Source organism: Polaromonas sp. P3_B4 (genome assembly GCF_056402835.1).
On record NZ_JBFUGQ010000001.1, the window covers coordinates 842,081 to 860,681 of the forward strand.

16 protein-coding genes are annotated in these 18,601 nt (G+C 61.7%); 10 read left to right on the forward strand and 6 right to left on the reverse strand.

Annotated features, from left to right (window positions below; translation table 11 throughout):
- Positions 1 to 2,232 (reverse strand): RNA polymerase sigma factor RpoD, encoded by a 2,232-nt coding sequence (rpoD, locus tag AC1DVV_RS04145; RefSeq protein ID WP_477667111.1) that lies wholly within the window; start codon positions 2,230 to 2,232, stop codon positions 1 to 3.
- Between rpoD and AC1DVV_RS04150 the strand changes: the two genes are divergently transcribed.
- Positions 2,225 to 2,719: a hypothetical protein gene (locus tag AC1DVV_RS04150; protein WP_477667112.1), complete on the forward strand. Its 495-nt coding sequence runs from the start codon at positions 2,225 to 2,227 to the stop codon at positions 2,717 to 2,719. The two genes, rpoD and AC1DVV_RS04150, sit on opposite strands and share 8 nt — an antisense overlap.
- 140 nt (positions 2,720 to 2,859) lie before the next feature.
- On the opposite strand, the gene dnaG is transcribed toward AC1DVV_RS04150, so the two are convergent.
- Positions 2,860 to 4,842 (reverse strand): DNA primase, encoded by a 1,983-nt coding sequence (dnaG, locus tag AC1DVV_RS04155; protein WP_477667113.1) that lies wholly within the window; start codon positions 4,840 to 4,842, stop codon positions 2,860 to 2,862.
- Between the two features lie 237 nt (positions 4,843 to 5,079).
- The gene (locus AC1DVV_RS04160) at positions 5,080 to 6,948 is read right to left on the reverse strand and encodes a gamma-glutamyltransferase family protein (RefSeq protein ID WP_477667114.1); all 1,869 of its coding nucleotides are present in this window, start codon (positions 6,946 to 6,948) and stop codon (positions 5,080 to 5,082) included.
- Positions 6,949 to 7,059: 111 nt separating this feature from the next.
- Between AC1DVV_RS04160 and AC1DVV_RS04165 the strand changes: the two genes are divergently transcribed.
- Positions 7,060 to 7,992 carry a LysR family transcriptional regulator gene (locus AC1DVV_RS04165; RefSeq protein WP_457278843.1) on the forward strand — a complete coding sequence of 311 codons (933 nt, stop codon included), beginning with the start codon at positions 7,060 to 7,062 and terminating at the stop codon, positions 7,990 to 7,992.
- Positions 7,993 to 7,994: 2 nt separating this feature from the next.
- Here the strand turns inward: AC1DVV_RS04165 and AC1DVV_RS04170 are convergent, their stop codons facing one another.
- Positions 7,995 to 8,762 (reverse strand): 3-hydroxyacyl-CoA dehydrogenase, encoded by a 768-nt coding sequence (locus tag AC1DVV_RS04170; RefSeq protein WP_477688941.1) that lies wholly within the window; start codon positions 8,760 to 8,762, stop codon positions 7,995 to 7,997.
- Positions 8,763 to 8,986: 224 nt separating this feature from the next.
- A complete protein-coding gene (locus AC1DVV_RS04175; RefSeq protein ID WP_457278841.1) occupies positions 8,987 to 10,030 on the reverse strand; it encodes an extracellular solute-binding protein in 1,044 nt (347 codons plus the stop codon).
- Positions 10,031 to 10,150: 120 nt separating this feature from the next.
- On the opposite strand from AC1DVV_RS04175, the gene AC1DVV_RS04180 reads away from it, so the two are divergent.
- On the forward strand, positions 10,151 to 11,044 hold the full coding sequence (locus AC1DVV_RS04180; RefSeq protein ID WP_457279776.1) for a patatin-like phospholipase family protein: 894 nt from the start codon (positions 10,151 to 10,153) through the stop codon (positions 11,042 to 11,044).
- A 240-nt stretch (positions 11,045 to 11,284) separates the two neighbouring features.
- Here the strand turns inward: AC1DVV_RS04180 and AC1DVV_RS04185 are convergent, their stop codons facing one another.
- Positions 11,285 to 11,830: a phasin family protein gene (locus tag AC1DVV_RS04185; protein ID WP_457279775.1), complete on the reverse strand. Its 546-nt coding sequence runs from the start codon at positions 11,828 to 11,830 to the stop codon at positions 11,285 to 11,287.
- 271 nt (positions 11,831 to 12,101) lie between these two features.
- On the opposite strand from AC1DVV_RS04185, the gene AC1DVV_RS04190 reads away from it, so the two are divergent.
- The 7 genes from AC1DVV_RS04190 to AC1DVV_RS04220 all read left to right on the forward strand — a co-directional run bounded on the left by AC1DVV_RS04190 (position 12,102) and on the right by AC1DVV_RS04220 (position 18,588).
- Positions 12,102 to 13,049 carry a histone deacetylase family protein gene (locus AC1DVV_RS04190; protein ID WP_477688942.1) on the forward strand — a complete coding sequence of 316 codons (948 nt, stop codon included), beginning with the start codon at positions 12,102 to 12,104 and terminating at the stop codon, positions 13,047 to 13,049.
- Between the two features lie 87 nt (positions 13,050 to 13,136).
- The gene (locus AC1DVV_RS04195; RefSeq protein WP_477701866.1) at positions 13,137 to 14,162 is read left to right on the forward strand and encodes an NAD(P)H-binding protein; all 1,026 of its coding nucleotides are present in this window, start codon (positions 13,137 to 13,139) and stop codon (positions 14,160 to 14,162) included.
- The gene (locus tag AC1DVV_RS04200; RefSeq protein ID WP_457278838.1) at positions 14,134 to 14,577 is read left to right on the forward strand and encodes an acyl-CoA thioesterase; all 444 of its coding nucleotides are present in this window, start codon (positions 14,134 to 14,136) and stop codon (positions 14,575 to 14,577) included. Before AC1DVV_RS04195 ends, AC1DVV_RS04200 begins: the two co-directional genes overlap by 29 nt.
- Entirely contained in the window at positions 14,574 to 15,320 is a 747-nt protein-coding gene (locus tag AC1DVV_RS04205) for a nitroreductase (protein ID WP_477707114.1), read from the forward strand. The genes AC1DVV_RS04200 and AC1DVV_RS04205 overlap by 4 nt, the downstream gene beginning before the upstream one ends.
- Positions 15,321 to 15,469: 149 nt before the next feature.
- Positions 15,470 to 15,823, forward strand: coding sequence for an FKBP-type peptidyl-prolyl cis-trans isomerase (locus AC1DVV_RS04210; RefSeq protein WP_457278836.1), 354 nt, complete (start codon positions 15,470 to 15,472; stop codon positions 15,821 to 15,823).
- Positions 15,824 to 15,926: 103 nt separating this feature from the next.
- On the forward strand, positions 15,927 to 17,114 hold the full coding sequence (gene pncB / locus AC1DVV_RS04215; RefSeq protein WP_477688946.1) for a nicotinate phosphoribosyltransferase: 1,188 nt from the start codon (positions 15,927 to 15,929) through the stop codon (positions 17,112 to 17,114).
- A 64-nt stretch (positions 17,115 to 17,178) separates the two neighbouring features.
- Positions 17,179 to 18,588, forward strand: coding sequence for a sodium:proton antiporter (locus tag AC1DVV_RS04220; RefSeq protein ID WP_477701868.1), 1,410 nt, complete (start codon positions 17,179 to 17,181; stop codon positions 18,586 to 18,588).
- The last annotated feature ends 13 nt before the right edge of the window (positions 18,589 to 18,601 follow it).

Genomic DNA, 18,601 nt, shown 5'->3' on the forward strand with positions numbered 1-18,601 from the left:
TTACAGCGTATCGATAAAGCTGCGCAGCTTGTCCGAACGCGAAGGGTGCTTGAGCTTGCGCAGCGCCTTGGCTTCGATCTGGCGGATGCGTTCGCGCGTCACGTCGAACTGCTTGCCGACTTCTTCGAGCGTGTGGTCGGTCGACATTTCGATACCGAAGCGCATGCGCAGCACCTTGGCTTCGCGCGGTGTCAGGCTGTCGAGAATGTCTTTGACCACATCGCGCAGGCCGGCCTGCATCGCGGCTTCCAGCGGTGCGGTGTTGGCGCTGTCTTCGATGAAGTCGCCCAGGTGCGAATCATCATCGTCACCGATCGGTGTTTCCATCGAGATCGGCTCTTTGGCGATCTTCATGATCTTGCGGATCTTGTCTTCAGGAATCTCCATCTTGGCGGCCAGGATGCTGGCGTCAGGCTCAAAGCCGAATTCCTGCAAGTGCTGGCGCGACAGACGGTTCATCTTGTTGATGGTCTCGATCATGTGAACCGGGATGCGGATGGTGCGGGCCTGGTCGGCTATGGAGCGCGTGATGGCCTGGCGAATCCACCAGGTGGCGTAGGTCGAGAACTTGTAGCCGCGGCGGTATTCGAACTTGTCGACGGCTTTCATCAGGCCGATGTTGCCTTCCTGGATCAAGTCGAGGAACTGCAGGCCGCGGTTGGTGTACTTCTTCGCGATCGAAATCACCAAACGCAAGTTGGCCTCGATCATTTCTTTCTTGGCGTCGCGCGAGTTGGACTCGCCTTCGTTCATGCGCTTGTTGATGTCCTTGAGCTGGGCCAGCGGCACCACCACGCGGGCCTGCAACTCAGCTAGCTTGGTTTGCAGTTCCTGGATGGGCGGCACGTTACGCGCCATCACCACCGACCACGGCTTGCCGGAGGCAACCTGCTTTTCAACCCATTTCAGGTTGAGCAGGTTGGGCGGGAAGTCCTTGATGAAGACTTCCTGCGGCATGCCGCATTTCTCGACGATGATGCGGCGCAGCTCGCGCTCTTTCTTGCGCACGTCCAGCACCTGGCCGCGCAGCATGTCGCACAACTTTTCAATGGTCTTGGCGGTAAAGCGCACGGTCATCAGCTCGTCGCTCAGGGCTTTTTGCGACTTCACATAAGTAGGCGTGCCGTAGCCTTCCTTGTCGTAGGTCTTGTGAACCTTCTCGAACAGGGTGGCGATCTTGTCGAAGCGGCTGAGCGCTTCCTTCTTGAGCTCTTCGAGCTTTTTGGTCAGGGCCTTGGAACCGCCCTTGCCGTCGTCATCATCTTCTTCGTCGAATTCGTCGAAGTCTTCTTCGGCCACATAGTCGTCGGCCTCGTTGGGGTTGGAAAAGCCGTCGACCACGGTGGAGATGACGATCTTGCCTTCGCGGATTTCTTCGCCCAGACGCATGATTTCTGCGATGGTGGCGGGGCTTTCCGAGATGGCTTCCATCATCTTCATGAGGCCGCCCTCGATGCGCTTGGCGATTTCGATTTCGCCTTCGCGCGTCAAGAGCTCAACCGTGCCCATTTCACGCATGTACATGCGCACGGGGTCGGTGGTGCGGCCGAATTCGCTGTCGACGGTGGACAGCGCGGCTTCGGCTTCTTCTTCGGCTTCTTCTTCAGTGGCGACCGTAGGGCCGGTGTTGTTCAGCAGCAGGGTCTCGGCGTCGGGCGCCTGCTCGTACACGGCCACGCCCATGTCGTTGAGCATGTTGACCACGACTTCCAGCGTTTCAGCATCGACCAGCTTGTCGGGAAGGTGGTCGGAGATTTCGCCATGCGTGAGGTAGCCGCGCGTTTTACCCAGCTTGATCAGGGTTTTCAGGCGCAGGCGGCGCTTGAGCATGTCTTCTTCGGAGAGGACGGTTTCATCCAGGCCGAATTCCTTCATCAGGGCGCGTTCCTTCGCCTTGCTGATTTTCATGCGCAGCGGTTTGACCTTCTCGGTCGTTTCCGCGATGGGTTCCCCGACGAGATCGTCTTCAATGTCGGACATGTCGAGGTCTTCCCCTGTCTTGACCGGGCCGGCCGCACTCTTCGGCTTGCGGCCGCGCTTGGCGCCGGTGGTGGCGGCAGGCGCGCTGCCTTCGGCCGCCGGATTCTTGGGCGGGCGGCCGGGTTTCTTCTTCACGGGCACGTCGGCGGAGACGGCGAGGGGCTTGGCTTCAGGACTGGACTTGGTCGGCACGGCGGGGGCTTTCTTCAGGGGCAAATCGGAAATCGCGGTTTTCAGGGGGGCTTTGCTCACCAGAGCATTGGGTTTGCTGGGTTTAACAGATATGGCGTGTTTTCCCGGCTTTTCAACCTTGCCGCTTTTGGCGACAGGCTTTGCAGCAGCTTTAGTTGCTGCTTTGACTGGAGGCTTGCCTGCGGGCCGGGCCGCAGCTTTGGGTGCTGCTTTGGCTTTGGGCTTTGCGGCAGCTTTGGACTGCGCACTTTGTGGCTTCTTGGACGTGCTCGGCTTCTTCGGCTTGGCAGTAGGCATGGGACCTCCAGTTGTCGGGAATTGTTTTAAATATCGATCAGCTACCAGTAAACAAAAATGCGCCTTGGCGCCTGCACAAAGCACAGGCACGGTGACAAAGATTCAGAGTCAAAACGAGAAGGCGGAAAAACAGGCCGGGCAGTGCCAAAGGCACATGGCGGTTTATTTTCCCGGGCAAGCTGTTTGGGCGAACATTTGGTGTGCAGTCCTTGCGGAAATTCCCTGGGGGAAGTGGCCGTCTCATCTGTGAGTTCCCCGAAGTTTCAGGGTGGCCGGGCCGGAGGTGCTGCTGTCGCGCTTGCCGTCGAAAATCGGATTATACCCTGTTGCCTGTTTTTTGGGCGATTTATATGACCCAGAAACAGGGATTTTCCCGGAGGCCGGGCCCGCTCAGCGGGCCGGGTCGGTGGCGGCGGTTTTGAGGCTGGCGGCCAGCTCCAGATAGCGCTGCCGGGCGGCCGGGTCGGTGGCGGCCCGGGCGGCCAACTCGCTCATCTCGCGCTGGCGGTGCAGGCGCAGGAGCTGGTCCAGGATGCTCCGAACCTCATCCCAGTCACTTTCGATGCCTTCAGGAATCTGTGCGATTTGCGCTGTGGCATGTCTTTCGTGGGGGTGGCCGCGCAGCCCTTCACGCAAGGCGGCCCACGGCTGGGGCCCATGCTCATGCAACTGGCTCTCCAGCCAGATGAAAAGCGGGCCGTGGGGCTCAGGCAACTCGACCAGCAAATGATGCTCTTCAGTGGTGAGCCGGTCCCAGGTCTGGGCCTCGGTCAGCAGCAACCTGAGCACACGGTCTTCACGGCTGGCCGGCAAGATACGGCCAGCCACGCGGCGTGGAGCCCGGGCGCCGAAGCTGCGTCCCGTCGTTGACGATGCCGGGAAATAGCCGCCAGAGGGCTCGGACGAGGTGTAATCGGGCTCCTCGCGAAAATCCGGCAGATAGTCCGCAGGGCCAGACATGTCCTGGGAAGCGCCTGATGTTGAGGATGATTCCGGCTTCTGACCCTTATTGGACGTGCGCAAGCTGCTATTATTTTTATAGCTACCCTTGGAGGTCGCAGGTTGCCAAAGCTGCGTCAGTTCGCGGCTGTCAATCAGTACCCTGTCGGCAATTTCGGCCAACAGCTGGCGTTTCAATGCGCCATCAGGCATCAGGTTCCACAGCGGGCGGGCATTGCTGGCCATATGGGCGCGGCCCTCGGCGGTGTCAAGGTCACAGCCCTCGGCGGCGGCTTCCAGCAGAAAGCGGCTGAGCGGCACGGCCTTGCTGACATAGGCCGCGAAGCCTTCCTGGCCGTGCTCGCGGATGTAGCTGTCGGGGTCGTGCTCGGCCGGCAGGAACAGGAACTTGACGGTGCGCACGTCGGTGGCAAAGGGCAGGGCGGCGTCCAGCGCTTTGCGGGCGGCGCGGCGGCCGGCGCTGTCGCCGTCAAAGCTGAAGACGACTGAGTCGGTGAAGCGGAACAGCTTTTGCACGTGATCAGCCGTGCAGGCGGTGCCCAGGGTTGCCACCGCATTGGCAAACCCCAGCTGGGCCAGGGCCACCACGTCCATATAGCCTTCTGTGACGAGGGCATAGCCGTGTTCGCGCAGGGCGGTGCGGGCCTCGAACAGGCCATAAAGCTCCCGGCCCTTGCTGAACACAGGGGTTTCCGGCGAATTGAGGTATTTGGGCTTTTCGTCGCTGAGCACGCGGCCGCCGAAGCCTATACATTCACCCTTGACGTTGCGGATGGGGAACATGACCCGGTCGCGAAAGCGGTCATAGCGCTTGGCTTCGCCTGCCTGGTTTTCCTCGCCGGGCTCGCCTGTGATGACCAAGCCGCTTTCGACCAGCAGCGGGTCGTTGTAATCGGGAAAGACACTGGCCAGGCTGCGCCAGCCTTCAGGTGCGTAGCCCAAGCCGAAGGTCCTGGCGACTTCGCCCGAGACACCGCGGCCCTTGAAGTAGTCGATGGCGCGCTCGGAGTTGCGCAGGGCCTTGATGTAGGCGACGCCGGCCTTTTCCAGCACGCTGGTAAGCGTGGCCTGCTGCTCTCGCATCTGGGCGGCCCGGGCCCGGTCTTGCGGCGAGACATCGTCTTCAGGCACCTGCAGGCCGTATTGCTGGGCAAGGTCCTTGACGGCTTCGACAAAGGTCATGCCGCCGTGGTCCATCAGAAAGCTGATGGCGTTGCCGTTTTTGCCGCAGCCGAAGCAGTGATAGAACTGCTTGGAAGGGCTGACACTGAAGGAAGGGGACTTTTCGCCGTGAAAGGGACACAGGCCCATGAAGTTGGCGCCGCCCTTTTTGAGCTGCACGTAGCGGCCCACTATGTCCACCACGTCGGCGCGCGCGAGCAGCTCCTGGATGAACGATTGGGGGATGGCCATAAAGCAATTATCGCCCCCACGGTCGCTCACTGCGTGTAGCTCCCTGCCCCCCGAGGGGGCCGCCCGCCTGCGGTCTGGCAAAGCCAGTCCCGCGGCTCATGCTGGCTTGAAGAGTCAGTGGCACAAGCAGTGGGGCATTTCACAAGCGGGCAGCCGCGGAAGCGGCTTTGCCGGGCCGCAGGCGCCGCCCCCTGCAAGGGGCTATACGCAGTGAGCCTGGACGGGGGTGTGCCGAGATCAGTCGCCCAGCACCAGGCCTTCCCGTCGCGGATCGGCGCCGCCGAAGAATCCGTCGGGTGTTCTCTGAATGGCTTGCAGGCCGCTGGTCATGGTTTGTTCGCGTACCTCGGCGCCGCGGCTTCGCAGCGCCTCGACGGTGGCCGGCGAGAAACGTTTTTCTTCCAGGATGCTCGGGCCGTTGAGCGAGGCGAAGTTGGGCAGGTCAATCGCCTGCTGGGCGTTGAGGCCCCAGTTCAGTGTGGCGTAGAGGGTTTTGGCGGTGAAATGGATGATGAGTGCGCCGCCGGGGCTGCCGCCGCTCATGACGAGCTGCCCCGAGGTTTTGTCGAACACCAGCGTGGGGGCCATCGACGAGCGCGGGCGTTTGCCGGCTTGCACGCGGTTGGCCACGGGCTTGCCTTCGGCGTCTGTCGGGGCGAAGCTGAAGTCGGTCAGTTCGTTGTTCAGCAAAAAGCCGCCAGCTTTTCCGGTGCCGCCGTCGGTCATCAGGCGCGAGCCGAATTGGTCTTCAATCGTCGTGGTCATGGCGATGGCATTGCCGTAGCCATCGATGATGCTGATGTGCGAGGTACCGTACTCGGGCTGGTCGGGCATGGGCGCGTAGGCGGTTGTGACGGCGCCCGGCACGCCAGGTTTTGCGGTTTTCATGCTCGGGCCTGTGGACTGAATCAGCCTGGCGCGCTCACTGAGATAAGCGGGGGCCAGCAGGCTCATCCAGTTGCCGCCCGGCGGCTGCACAAAGTCAGGGTCACCCAGGTATTGCGCACGGTCGGCAAAGGCCAGGCGCGAGGCCTCGGTGTAGAGGTGCAGCCAGTCGGCCGAAGGCGTGGGCGACACCGAGCCGGGAACACCGCCGGTGCCGGCGACCAGGCCCAGCGTGGCGGCCGGCGTGTTGTTCAGGATGCCGAGGATTTGGCCGACTGCAATCGCGCCCGAGCTGGGCGGCGGCATGCCGCAGAGGCGGTAGGCCTTGCCGGCCGCGCTGTAGTCCGAGCAGATCGGGTCGCGTTTTTTGGGCTGGTAGCCGGCCAGGTCGCCCAGGGTCAGCTTGCCGGGATTGGTGGCGTGGCCCTGCACTTTGGTGACGATGGCTTGCGCGACCTTGCCTTCGAGCAGCGCGTTGGAACCTCTCGCCGCGATTTGCCGCAGCACGTCGGCCAGCGCCGGGTTGCGCAAGACAGAACCCACATCGACGGGGGTACCGTCGGCTTTATAGAAATAGGCTGCGGCGGTGACATCCTTCTTCAGGTGCACTTCACCCTTGAGCAAGGTGTTGAGCCGCGGGCTGACCTTGAAGCCGCCTTCGGCGAGCTGGATGGCGGGCACGAAGAGCTGGGCCCAGGGCAGGCGGCCGTATTGCTTGTGGGCCATCTCCAGCATGCGCACCGTGCCGGGCGTACCGACGGAACGCCCGCCAACCACGCCGTCGTAAAACGGCATCGGTTTGCCGTCGGCGCCGATAAACAGTTTTTCGTCCGCCGCAGCGGGCGCGGTTTCGCGGCCGTCAAAGGCCTCGACCTTGCCGCCATTGGCGTGCAGCAGGAAGGCGCCGCCGCCTATGCCGCTGGACTGCGGCTCTACCAGCGTGAGCACCATTTGCACTGCAATTGCAGCGTCGATGGCCGAACCACCGGCTTTGAGTACCTGGTAACCCGCATCGGTGGCCAGCGGGTTGGCGGCGGCCACGGCGAAGGTCTTGGTGGCCCAGCCTGGCTTGGGGGTGAAGCCCGAAGAGCCTTCGGGCTGCATGTATTTGGTGCCGCGCGCGACTTCATCGGCGGGGACCTGGTAGTTAAATGCGGTGGGGCTGCTGGCGCAGGCGGCAAGCAGCGCGGTGGCTGCCAGCGCCGGGAAGGCGTGTCTCATGCGATATCCTTGAATGTAGTTGTAGCTTGTGGCAGGACCCTGTGCCTGCGCTGTTGAATATATCGAGCGGCCCCGCGCCTCACAATGGCGTTTCAGAGAAATCACTCTTCCATGGAATTTGACAATCTCGATGCCTTGCGCGTGCTGCTGGCTACGGCGGAAACTGGCAGCCTTACAGCAGCGGGCAAGCGCTGCCGGCTGTCTACAGCGGCCGTCAGTGCGGCGATCAAGCGGCTGGAAACCTCGCTGGGTGTACGTCTGTTTGAGCGAACCACACGCGCCGTGCGGCCCACGGCCGAGGGTGCTGTCATGGTCGACCATGCCCGCCGCGCGCTCGAGCTGGTGTCCGAAGGCCAGGCCAAAGTCCGTGCCGGCACCTTCGGCTTGACGGGCAGCATCCGCATCACCGCCACAGCCATGCTGGCCCGCGAGATGCTGGCCTACTGGCTGGCCGAATTTGCCAACACTCACCCGGGTATTGAAATCGACCTGCAGATCAGCGATGCGCGTGTGGACCTGGTGCGCGAGGGCATCGACATCGCCCTGCGCAACGGGCCGCTGATGGATTCGACCCATTCGGCGCGCCTGCTGGCGCCGGCCCGGCGCGTGGCTTGTGCGGCCCCGGACTATCTGGCGCGCCGCGGCACGCCGCTGGAGCCATGCGAGCTTGTGCAGCACGACTGCCTGGTTTGCCATGTGCGCGAGCGCCGGCAGGATCAGTGGCAGTTCGAATTGCAGGGAGAGGCCAGCGCGCCTTTTCAGGTGCGCGTGGCTGGGCCGCTGGCCTGTAACGACGCATCCATTGCGCTGCAGTGGGCGCTGGAGGGGCGGGGCATCGTCTACCAGTCCGAGATCGACCTCATGGCCTCTTTGGCCAGCGGCAAGCTGGTGCGCCTCTTTGCGGGTCACCTGGGTGAGCCGGCGCCGCTTTATGCGGTGGTGCCCAGCCGGCGCTATGTGCCGGCCCGCGTCAACGAGGTGATTGAACGGCTTTCAGCGCTGCTGACCGAACGGCTGGCAGCGCTGCACCCGCCTGCGGCCTAGGCTCAACGTGGTGCGAGGCGAATCGCGCCGTCCAGGCGAATCACTTCACCATTGAGCATGTCGTTTTCGATGATGTGTTTGGCCAGGCGCGCATAGTCTTGCGGTGTGCCCAAGCGCGAGGGGAAGGGCACGCCCGCGGCCAGCGAGTCCTGCACTTCCTGCGGCATGCCAAAGAGCATGGGCGTGCCGAAAATGCCGGGCGCAATCGTCATGTTGCGGATGCCGTTGCGTGCCAGGTCGCGGGCGATCGGCAAGGTCATGCCGACAATGCCGCCCTTGGAGGCGCTGTAGGCCGCCTGGCCGATCTGGCCGTCGTAGGCTGCCACAGAGGCGGTAGAGATCAGTACGCCGCGCTCGCCGGTCGCTTCCGGGTCGTTCTTGCACATGGCGTCGGCCGCCAGGCGGATCATGTTGAAGCTGCCCACCAGATTGACGGTGATGGTTTTGCTGAATGCGCCCAGGCTGTGCGCGCCGTTTTTGCCTACGGTTTTCTCGGCGGGTGCAATGCCGGCACAGTTCACCAGGCCCATCAGCTTGCCCATGGCAACCGCCTTGGCCACCGCGGCCTGGCCGTCGGCTTCCTGGCTTACGTCGCATTTGACGAAAGCGGCTTTGTCCGCGCCCAGTTCTTTGGCGATGGCTTCGCCTTTGTCCGCCTGCATGTCGGCGATCACGACTTTCGCACCATTGGCCACCAGCATGCGTGCCGTGCCTTCACCCAGGCCCGATGCGCCGCCGGTGACGATGAATACTTTGCCTGCGATTTCCATGGTGGTTCCTTGATGAAGATGGAGAGACTTTGAAGAGATTGCGTGAACGTTTTGGGTGACGTTAACGTAAACGTCAATTATGGCGCATGAAATTACCCCCACGCTCCTTCACTTCGTGTGGTCGTTGTCTCCCGAGGGGGCGTTTTCATCTAGGGACGGCCCGGCGATGAAAAAAGCCCGGCGCCTTTCGGTGGCCGGGCTTTTCGTAACAGTGCGGCGTTGGCTTACTTGTAGCCGACGCGATCCAGCATCTGCTGCACCTTGAGCTGGTTGTTGCCCACGGCGCTGATCGGGATGGTTTCCGATTTGAAGCTGCCGTTGCCCGATGGTGTCATGGCTTTGAGAGCCGGGTTGCTCACACCCAGGCCCGGAACGGCGGCCCATTCGTTATTGCCATTGGCAAAATACTCCTGCGCGCTCGGGCTCGCCAGGTATTCCATGAACTTGACGGCATTGGCCGTGTTCTTGGCATTTTTGGCAACGGCAGCGCCGGCGATATTCACGTGCGTGCCCCAGCTGTCCTGGTTGGGGAAGACCACGCCCACGCGGTCGGCCACGACTTTGTCTTCAGGCGCGTTGGAACGCATGATGCGCGCCAGGTAGTAGGTGTTGGTCAGAGCAATGCCGCATTCGCCGCTGGCCACGGCCTTGATCTGGTCGCTGTCGCCGCCCTTGGGGTCACGCGCCATGTTCGCCACCAGGCCCTTGAGCCATTGCTCGGCCTTGGCTTCGCCCAGATGCTCGGTCACCGCGCCGAAGAGCGACAGGTTGTAGGGGTGCGCGCCCGAACGGGTGCACAGCAGGCCCTTGTTCTTCGGGTCAGCCAGCTCCTCATAGGTATCCACGTCGGCTTTTTTGACCTTGAGCTTGTCAAACACCACAACGCGGGCGCGCGTCGAAAAGCCGAACCAGGTCGTGCCTTCGGCAGTTTCCTTGGCGCGCAGCTTGGCCGGGATGGCAGCTTCGAGGGCGGTCGATTTGATGGGCTTGAAGAGACCGTCTATATCGCCCTTGTGCAGGCGCGCGGCATCGACCAGCAAAATCACGTCGGCAGGAGAGGCCGTGCCTTCGGCCTTCAGGCGCGCCAAAATGCCGGCGTCATCCGCGTCCACGCGGTTGACCTTGATCCCGGTGGCTTTAGTGAAGTCGCTGTAGAGCTTTTCGTCGGTCTGGTAATGGCGGGCAGAATACAAGTTGACCACCTGTTCCTGCGCCGAAGCCAAGCCTGCCAGCAGCATCAGCGACGAGAGAACCACTTTTTTGTACATAACTTTCCACTTCCTTACTGGTATTTTTAAAGCCCGGCCATGATAAAGCAAATAAGAATCATTCTTGGTAGTCCCCCTACGTTGCGCAAGCCTTCGCTAGGGCCAGACTGGCTGGCGGGCATCTGCCTGGCTGCGGGTTTATCGCTGTTTGCCGGCTGCACTACAGCGCCGCCCGGTCCGGGCGCACCCGTGGCACCACTGCCGGTAGAGGCCGCCAGAAAGCCGCCGCGCATCGGCCTGGCGCTGGGCGGGGGCGCCGCACGCGGCTTTGCCCACGTGGGCGTGATCGCCGTGCTGGAGGAGGCCGGGCTCAAGCCGCAGCTGGTGGTCGGCACGTCGGCCGGCAGCCTGGTGGCGGCGCTGTATGCCAGCGGCAAGACCAGCGCGCAGCTGCAGCAGACCGCGCTGAACATGGAGGAAGTTGCCATCACCGACTGGATGCTGCCGATCATCGGCCGCGGCATGTTCCGCGGTGACGCGTTGGCCCGCTATGTCAACGACCTGGTGGCCAACCGGCTGATGGAGAACATGGTCATTCCGCTGGGCATCGTCGCCACCGACCTCAACAGCGGTCAGGCCGTGTTGTTCCAGCGCGGCGATACCGGCACAGCAGTGCGCGCATCCAGTGCAGTGCCGGCCGTGTTCGTGCCCGTCAAGATCAACGGCCGCGAGTATGTCGACGGCGGCCTGGTCTCACCGGTGCCTGTGCGCTTTGCCAGGCAGATGGGCGCCGACGTCGTGATTGCCGTCGACATCTCCAGCCCGCCCGAAGCCAACCTTGCCGGCGACACGTTGCAAATCCTGCTGCAGACCTTTGCCATCATGGGCAAAAGCATCAACCAGTACGAGCTCAAGGATGCTGACATTGTGGTCCGTCCGTCGCTTACGGGCCTGAAAAGCGCCGACTTCTCTGCACGGCAGCGCGCCATCGACTCAGGCCGTGCCGCCATGCTGGCCGCGCTGCCCCAGCTGAAGGCCAAACTGGCCGCGGCGGGTGTGGCGGTGGCCAGGTAGTTGCTATTCTTTTGATAGCTGCTTGCGCTCGTCCCTATTGGGTAGAACGCTTAAATGGCCTAAATCTGGATACGCCAGGCAAAAAAAAGCCCAATCTTGCGATTGGGCTTAACTGGATCCGTGAAAATGAATTTCGAATGGATCCGAGGAGACAAGCGGTCTGGAATCGTGCTGTTACGCAAGGTTCCGGGATCAGGCTCCGGTCGTTCCCGCAGAAGGTGCGGGAACAATGAATAACAATTAACGCTTCTTGGAAGCGGTTTTCGTGGCGCTCACTGCGGATGCAGCCACGGTGTTGAAGTTGGCTTCAGCCATTTCGCTGGCTTGCTTGACAGCCTTTTGCATGGATTCGAATGCGTTGTTCGCGGCAGCAACAGCGCTCTTCATCACGGCAACGGCGGTTTCGGAACCGGCTGGCGCGTTTTTGGCAGCGTTGTCGACCAGGCCGACAAACTTCTTCTGTGCATCAGCGGTTTGGCCTTCCAGGGTCTTGCCCAGTTCAGCACCAGCAGCCGAAGCGATGTCATACAGGTGACGGCTGTAAGCGGCGGTCTTTTCAGCCAGGGGCTGGACCAGGCCGGCTTGCAGGGCCATCAGTTCTTGCGCGTCTTTCACGCCCATCACGGCTTGTGCGTGGTTGGCGGTTTCAGCAAGGGCAGCCTTGGTGGCTTGCACGTTCAGTTCGACCAGTTTTTCAACGCCTTCGAAGGCTTTGTGGGTCAGACCAAACAGGGTTTCGATGTTGGCTTTGTGGGAGGCCATGATTTGTTCAGCGGTCAGCATAATTAATCTCCAGATATAAGTTAATGAGTCGTCGGGTCAATAGTTGCTTTGCGCTGAATTGCTGCACTGCAACATGACCCCAAGTATAGGCATTGGCCGAGGCATTGCAAGCGGTTTTTGTTGCACTGCACCATTTTAGATGTCGAGCCCTATTTGTACTCCGAAAACAGAGTGCAAAAGTATCCAAAAGTCCATGCTTTCCCGCGCTCGGTACTACATGACGGTTGTTGCCCCTTCAGGCCACAATCGTTGAAACCCTTCCTCGCTTCTCATCTTGCAAGCTTTTTACGCCGACAACTTCGTATTGCCGCTGCCGCTTGGGCACCGTTTTCCCATGGCCAAGTACCGGCTGTTGCGCGACCGCCTGGTCAACGAACTGCCGGCCGTTCGAATGGCACAGGCACCGGCCGCCACCGATGGTGAGCTCGCCCTTGTTCACACGCCCGCTTATATAGACGCCATCACCCACGGAACCTTGCCGGCGCCTGCCCAGCGCGAGATCGGCTTTCCCTGGAGCCTGGGCATGGCCGAGCGCGCGCGCCGCTCTGCCGGCGCCACCGTTGCAGCGGCCCGCATGGCGATGGGGCCTGGAGGCAAACAGGGCGAAGGCGTTGCAGCCAACCTGGCCGGAGGCACGCATCACTCGTATGCGCACAAAGGCGGCGGCTTCTGCGTTTTCAACGATGCGGCGGTGGCCGCCAGGCTCATGCAGGCAGAGTGGGCGCGGCTGCACCGCCACGAGCGCAAACCGCTGCAGGTCGCCATCATCGATCTGGATGTGCACCAGGGTAACGGCACTGCCAGCATCTTTGCCGCGGACACCAGCGTGTTCACGCTGTCGTTGCATGGGCAAAAGAATTTCCCGTTTCGAAAAGAAGCCAGCGACCTCGATGTGGACTTGCCGGACGGCTGCGGCGATGCAGCCTATCTGCAGGCGCTGGAGCACGCGCTTGACGAGCTGGAGCGGCGCTTTGAGCCGGGGCTGGTGCTGTTCCTGGCGGGCGCCGATCCGTACGTGGGCGACCGCCTGGGACGGCTGGCCCTGAGTTTTGACGGTCTGGAGGCGCGCGACCGGCGCGTCTTCGACTGGGCCTGGCAGCGCCGCATCCCGCTGGCGTTTTCCATGGCGGGTGGCTATGGCATCAACATCGACGAAACCGTGCAGGTGCAGATGAACACCTACCGGGTGGCGCTTGAATACTGGAAGCGCTGGAATCCGTAGCGAGGCTGATCCAACGGGGATTGCTGCTACATTGCCAAGGCCATCCCAGGTGGCCACGAAATAAAACAAGCTAATAGCAACAAGAACATGCAGCCACACCCGAGGGATTCCCAGAAAGATAGCGCAGCCCATGCTGCCCACGCCCTCCGCGTACTCGTGTTGGGCGGCACCGGCTTTATCGGCCGCCATGCCGTCGCGGCGCTGCACACGTCGGGCGCGCAGGTTTCGATCGGCAGCCGCCATCCTTCGCGCCACGAAGAGGCCTATCCTTTTGCTGTCTTGCGCCCTGTGCGCTTTGAGCAGCTGTTGCAGCCCGATGCGTGGACAACCCTGCTGAAGGATGTGGATGTGGTCGTCAATTGCGTGGGCATCCTGCGCCAGCGGCCGAATGAGTCGTATGACCATGTGCATCACCGCGCACCGGCGGCGCTGGCCGTCGCTTGCGCCGGCGCCGGCATTCGACTGATTCATACCTCGGCCCTGGGCTTGCACGCAGGCGCCAAAAGCCGGTTTTTGTCGAGCAAGCTGCTGGGTGAGCACGCCATCGCGGCGTCGGGCAGCGACTACGCCATCGTGCGGCCTTCCTTGCTCGACGGCGAGGGCGGCTTTGGCGCCCGCTGGCTGCGCGGCTTGTCGCGCTCGCCGGTGCAATTTATTCCGCGCGGTGCGCGCGGCGGTATTGCGGCGATGGCTGCCACCGATCTTGGGAAAGCATTTGCTGCGCTTGCGGCTCTTTCTTCCCTGGCGGGCCACCGCGAGGTTGAACTCGGCGGAATTCGCCGTTACGGTTACGCGGAGTACCTGCGTGAACTTCGCGCCGACTATACGGCCACCCCTGCGCTGCAGATTCCAACGCCCAACTGGGCGGCACGCCTGGGCGCGCATGTGTGCGACGTCCTGCACTTTTCGCCTTTCTCGTATGGGCACTGGATTTTGCTGCAGCGGGACAATATGCCTTCACCCAATCGCTTGCCGGAATTGCTGGGGCGCGAGCCACTTCCGATCAGACCCGCCGTTAGCCCGGCCGTCCATCCAGAAGCCCGCCTTGAGCCTGGCCAGGTGCACGCTGGCAAAATAGGTTCTCATGACCTCCCCGACACGCCCGCAGGCTGAAGCCCGCAGCGCCTATAAAGCCTTTCGCGACATCGGCACCCGCTGGTCCGACAACGATGTTTACGGTCACGTCAACAACGTCGTCTATTACAGCTGGTTCGATACCGCCGTCAACGGCCTCCTGATTGAGCGCGGCGCCATCGACATCCACGCCGGCAGCGTGATCGGCCTGGTGATCGAAACCCAATGCAATTACTTCGCGCCGCTGGCCTTTCCGGATCCGGTGGTCGCAGGCATCCGTGTGGCACACGTCGGCTCGTCCAGCGTGCGCTACGAAGTGGCCCTGTTCCCCGGCGATGAGGGTGCGCTGTGCGCTGCCCGGGGCCATTTCATCCATGTGTATGTCGACCGCGCCACGCGCAGGCCTGCGTCGCTGCCCCCCGAACTGCTTTCTGTACTGGAGACCCTCCGATGACCCAGGCACCGCCCGTGCTTCCCTATATCACCCCGCGCCGCGCAGGCGACGCACGCAATGCGGTGGACGAAGCCATCGTCAGCCGCCAGTCAATACGCCAGTTTTTGCCCCGGCCGGTGCCACGCGAGACCATCGCCCATCTGCTGGAAGTGGCCAGCCGCGCGCCTTCTGGCACCAACACCCAGCCCTGGAAGGTCTATGTGCTGCAGGGCGCCAGCCGGGACATGCTGGTGGAAAAAGTCTGTCAGGCCCATGATGCGATATACGCCAACCCCGTGCTGGCCACCGAATACAAAGAAGAATACGACTACTACCCCGAGAAATGGGTGTCGCCCTACATCGACCGCCGCCGCGAAAACGGATGGGGCCTCTACGGCCTGCTGGGCATCACCAAGGGTGACAAGGACAAGATGCATGCACAGCATCACCGCAACTTCCAGCTGTTCGATGCACCCGTGGGCCTGATGTTCACGCTGGACCGCGTGATGGGTCGGGGCTCGCTGGTCGACTACGGCATGTTCATGCAAAACCTCATGGTGGCCGCGCGTGGCCTGGGTTTGCACACCTGCCCGCAAGCAGCCTGGAACGGTTTTTCCCGGATCATCCTCCCGCACATCGGCGCGGGTGAGGGCGAAATGCTGGTGTGCGGCATGGCGTTGGGTTATGCCGATGAAACGGCGCGCGTCAACACCTTTCGTACACCGCGGGTCCCGGCTTCGGAATTCACCACCTGGCTCGACTAGAAGCCAGAAGCGGCGCTACTGCATCCCCGCACGCGCCGGCTGGTTTAGGTGTTGCGGGTAAAGTCAGGGATTCGCGAAAAGACGCGATTTCTTTTTGCCTGTTTGGGCTCTGCTTTTTTTGTTTTCACCTGTTTTAGAAGGACCGCATCATGAATCTCACCACCACACCTTCCGGCCTGCAATACGAAGACACCGTGCTGGGCACCGGTGCCATCGCCAAGGCGGGGCAGCATGTCAAGGTTCACTACACGGGCTGGCTCTATAACAACGGCGTCCAGGGCGCGAAGTTCGACTCCAGCAAGGACCGCGGCCAGCCGTTCGAGTTTTCCCTTGGCGCGGGGCAAGTGATCCGCGGCTGGGATGAAGGCGTGCAAGGCATGTCGGTAGGCGGCACGCGCCGCCTCGTTATTCCGGCAGAGCTGGGCTATGGCGCGCGTGGGGCAGGCGGCGTGATTCCACCGAATGCCACCTTGCTGTTTGAAGTGGATTTTCTCGGTACCTGAGCTGGCGCGAGTTGAAGAAGGCCCCGGTGCGGCATTGGCGCCGGGCCTGTTCACCTGATTAACCGCCAAGGCGCCCTGGCGCCGCGGCCCTCAAGCGATCCCCATGATCATCACCAGCCTGCTCGACACCGATCTGTACAAGTTCACCATGATGCAGGTGGTCTTGCACCAGTTTCCGGGCGCCGAGGTGGAATACCGCTTCAAGTGCCGCAACGCCGGCGCTCCGGGTATTGGTGATCTGGCGCCCTATGTGACCGAGATACGGGAAGAAATCCGTGGCCTGTGCAGCTTGCGTTTCCAGGATGCCGAGCTGGCTTACCTCAAGGCCATGCGCTTCATAAAGAGCGATTTTGTCGACTTCCTCGGTATCTTCCGGCTCAATGAAAAGTACGTCAGCGTCACGGCCTTGCCTTCGGGCGAGATCGACGTGTCCATCAAGGGCCCCTGGCTGCACACCATCCTCTTTGAGATTCCGGTGCTGGCCATCATCAATGAGGTCTACTTTCGCAACACGCAAAAGAAGGCGAACCTGGCCGAGGGGCGCAAGCGCCTGGAGACCAAAATTGGCGAGCTGCAGACGCAAGGCCTGCGAACGCTCAAGATCGCCGATTACGGTACACGCCGCCGGTTTGGCAAAGCCTGGCACGAAGAAGTGCTGCGCACCCTGGTGACGCGGCTGGGCACGGGGGTGGGCGGCCAGTTCGCCGGCACCAGCAATGTGCTGTTCGCCATGAAGCTCGGCCTGACGCCGCTGGGCACCATGGCGCATGAATACCTTCAGGCCTGCCAGGCGCTGGGGCCGCGTCTGCGTGACAGCCAGGTCTTTGGCTTCGAGTCATGGGCCAAGGAATACCGGGGCGACCTCGGGATCGCGTTGTCGGACGTTTACGGCATGAGTGCCTTCCTGCGCGATTTCGACATGTACTTCTGCAAGCTGTTTGACGGCGCCCGCCACGACAGCGGCGACCCGTTCCAGTGGGGCGAGCGCATGCTTGCGCACTACACCAAGAACCGGGTCGACCCGCAGACCAAGACGCTGATTTTCAGCGACGGCCTGACGGTGCCGCGCACCATCGAGCTGTACCAGCAGTTCAGGGGCCGCTGCCAGCTGGCCTTCGGCATCGGCACCAACCTCACCAATGACCTGGGCTACGAGCCGCTGCAGATCGTGATCAAGATGATCCGCTGCAACGGCCAACCCGTGGCCAAGCTGTCTGACACACCTTCCAAGAACATGTGCGACGACGAAAAATACCTGGCGTATTTGCGGCAGGTGTTTGAGATTGCATGACTTTCATCCGTCCGATTGGCATGTCTAGCATGGATGCGTAACGATAAAAAAGAACCGGAACATCATGAAACCTCCACAACAGCTGGTGGCGCTGGCGCTGCTTTTGTTATTGCCAAGCCTCTCGTTTGCCGCTGAACTTGACGGTAGCCGGCTGTCAGCCTTGTGGGCGGTGCCGTTCGCTGGAATTTTGCTGTCGATTGCAGTCATGCCGCTGCTGGCGCCTTCTTTCTGGCACCACCACTATGGCAAGGTTGCTGTAGCGTGGACGCTGGCCTTTTTTGTGCCGTTTGCCGCGCTGTACGGTGGCTCTGCTGCTTTTTCCGGCTTGGTGCACGCGCTGCTGGCCGAATACATCCCCTTTATTGTGCTGTTGGTTGCGCTGTTCACGGTGGCTGGCGGGATCCATATTCGCGGCAACCTGCACGGCAGTCCGGCCTTGAACGTTGCGATCCTGGTCATTGGCGCCGTGCTGGCGAGCTTTATGGGCACCACCGGTGCATCGATGCTGATGCTGAGGCCCCTTATCCGGGCCAATGACAATCGCGTGCACAGAGCCCATGTGATTGTGTTTTTTATTTTCATTGTGTCCAATGCAGGCGGTTCACTCACGCCATTGGGCGATCCACCCCTGTTCCTTGGCTTCTTGAAGGGCGTTGATTTTTTCTGGACGGTCAAACAGATATTTCCGGAGACGCTTTTTCTGGTGGGCAGCCTGCTGGCCATCTTCTACGCGCTGGATGGCTGGTTCTTTCGCCGTGAAGGTGTGCTGAAAGTAGACCCTACGCCGGACACCCGGCAGTTTGGGTTTGACGGTGCGGCCAACTTCGCGCTTCTGGCGGCGATCGTGGCCCTGGTGCTGCTCAGCGGCTTCTGGAAGTCACCCGCCTCCTTTCATCTCATGGGGACGGAAGTCGGCTTGCCGGGCCTCGTGCGCGATGTTGGCCTTGTGCTGGTGACGTTCCTGTCGCTCAAGATCACTGCGGAAAAAGTACATGCGGACAACCAGTTTTCCTGGGGGCCGATGGTGGAAGTCGCCAAATTATTTGCCGGCATTTTCCTCACCATCATCCCGGTGATCGCCATGCTCAAAGCAGGCGTCAATGGTCCTTTTGGTTCCGTGGTTTCGGCTGTGACGCGACCGGACGGCCAGCCCGATCCGGCGATGTATTTCTGGGCCGCTGGCTTTCTCAGCTCATTCCTGGACAACGCGCCCACCTACCTGGTGTTCTTCAACACCGCAGGGGGTGATCCGGCCACGCTGATGACCACACTGGCACCGACGCTGGCTGCGATCTCGGCAGGCGCGGTTTTTATGGGCGCGAACACCTATATCGGCAATGCGCCCAACCTCATGGTCAAGGCCATCGCGGAAGACCGCGGCATCAAGATGCCCGGTTTCTTCGGTTACATGGCCTGGTCCTGCTCTATCCTGGTGCCGCTCTTCGTCATCATGACCTTTATCTGGTTCAAGTAAGGAAGTAATTTTT

Coding starts and splice junctions, on each gene's coding strand:
- AC1DVV_RS04160 (WP_477667114.1), bottom strand. CDS start 6,948: ATGAGACACGCCTTCCCGGCGCTGGCAGCCACCGCGCTGCTTGCCGCC.
- dnaG (WP_477667113.1), bottom strand. CDS start 4,842: ATGGCCATCCCCCAATCGTTCATCCAGGAGCTGCTCGCGCGCGCCGAC.
- AC1DVV_RS04220 (WP_477701868.1), top strand. CDS start 17,179: ATGAAACCTCCACAACAGCTGGTGGCGCTGGCGCTGCTTTTGTTATTG.
- AC1DVV_RS04210 (WP_457278836.1), top strand. CDS start 15,470: ATGAATCTCACCACCACACCTTCCGGCCTGCAATACGAAGACACCGTG.
- AC1DVV_RS04195 (WP_477701866.1), top strand. CDS start 13,137: ATGCAGCCACACCCGAGGGATTCCCAGAAAGATAGCGCAGCCCATGCT.
- AC1DVV_RS04175 (WP_457278841.1), bottom strand. CDS start 10,030: ATGTACAAAAAAGTGGTTCTCTCGTCGCTGATGCTGCTGGCAGGCTTG.
- AC1DVV_RS04170 (WP_477688941.1), bottom strand. CDS start 8,762: ATGGAAATCGCAGGCAAAGTATTCATCGTCACCGGCGGCGCATCGGGC.
- pncB (WP_477688946.1), top strand. CDS start 15,927: ATGATCATCACCAGCCTGCTCGACACCGATCTGTACAAGTTCACCATG.
- AC1DVV_RS04165 (WP_457278843.1), top strand. CDS start 7,060: ATGGAATTTGACAATCTCGATGCCTTGCGCGTGCTGCTGGCTACGGCG.
- AC1DVV_RS04205 (WP_477707114.1), top strand. CDS start 14,574: ATGACCCAGGCACCGCCCGTGCTTCCCTATATCACCCCGCGCCGCGCA.
- AC1DVV_RS04200 (WP_457278838.1), top strand. CDS start 14,134: ATGACCTCCCCGACACGCCCGCAGGCTGAAGCCCGCAGCGCCTATAAA.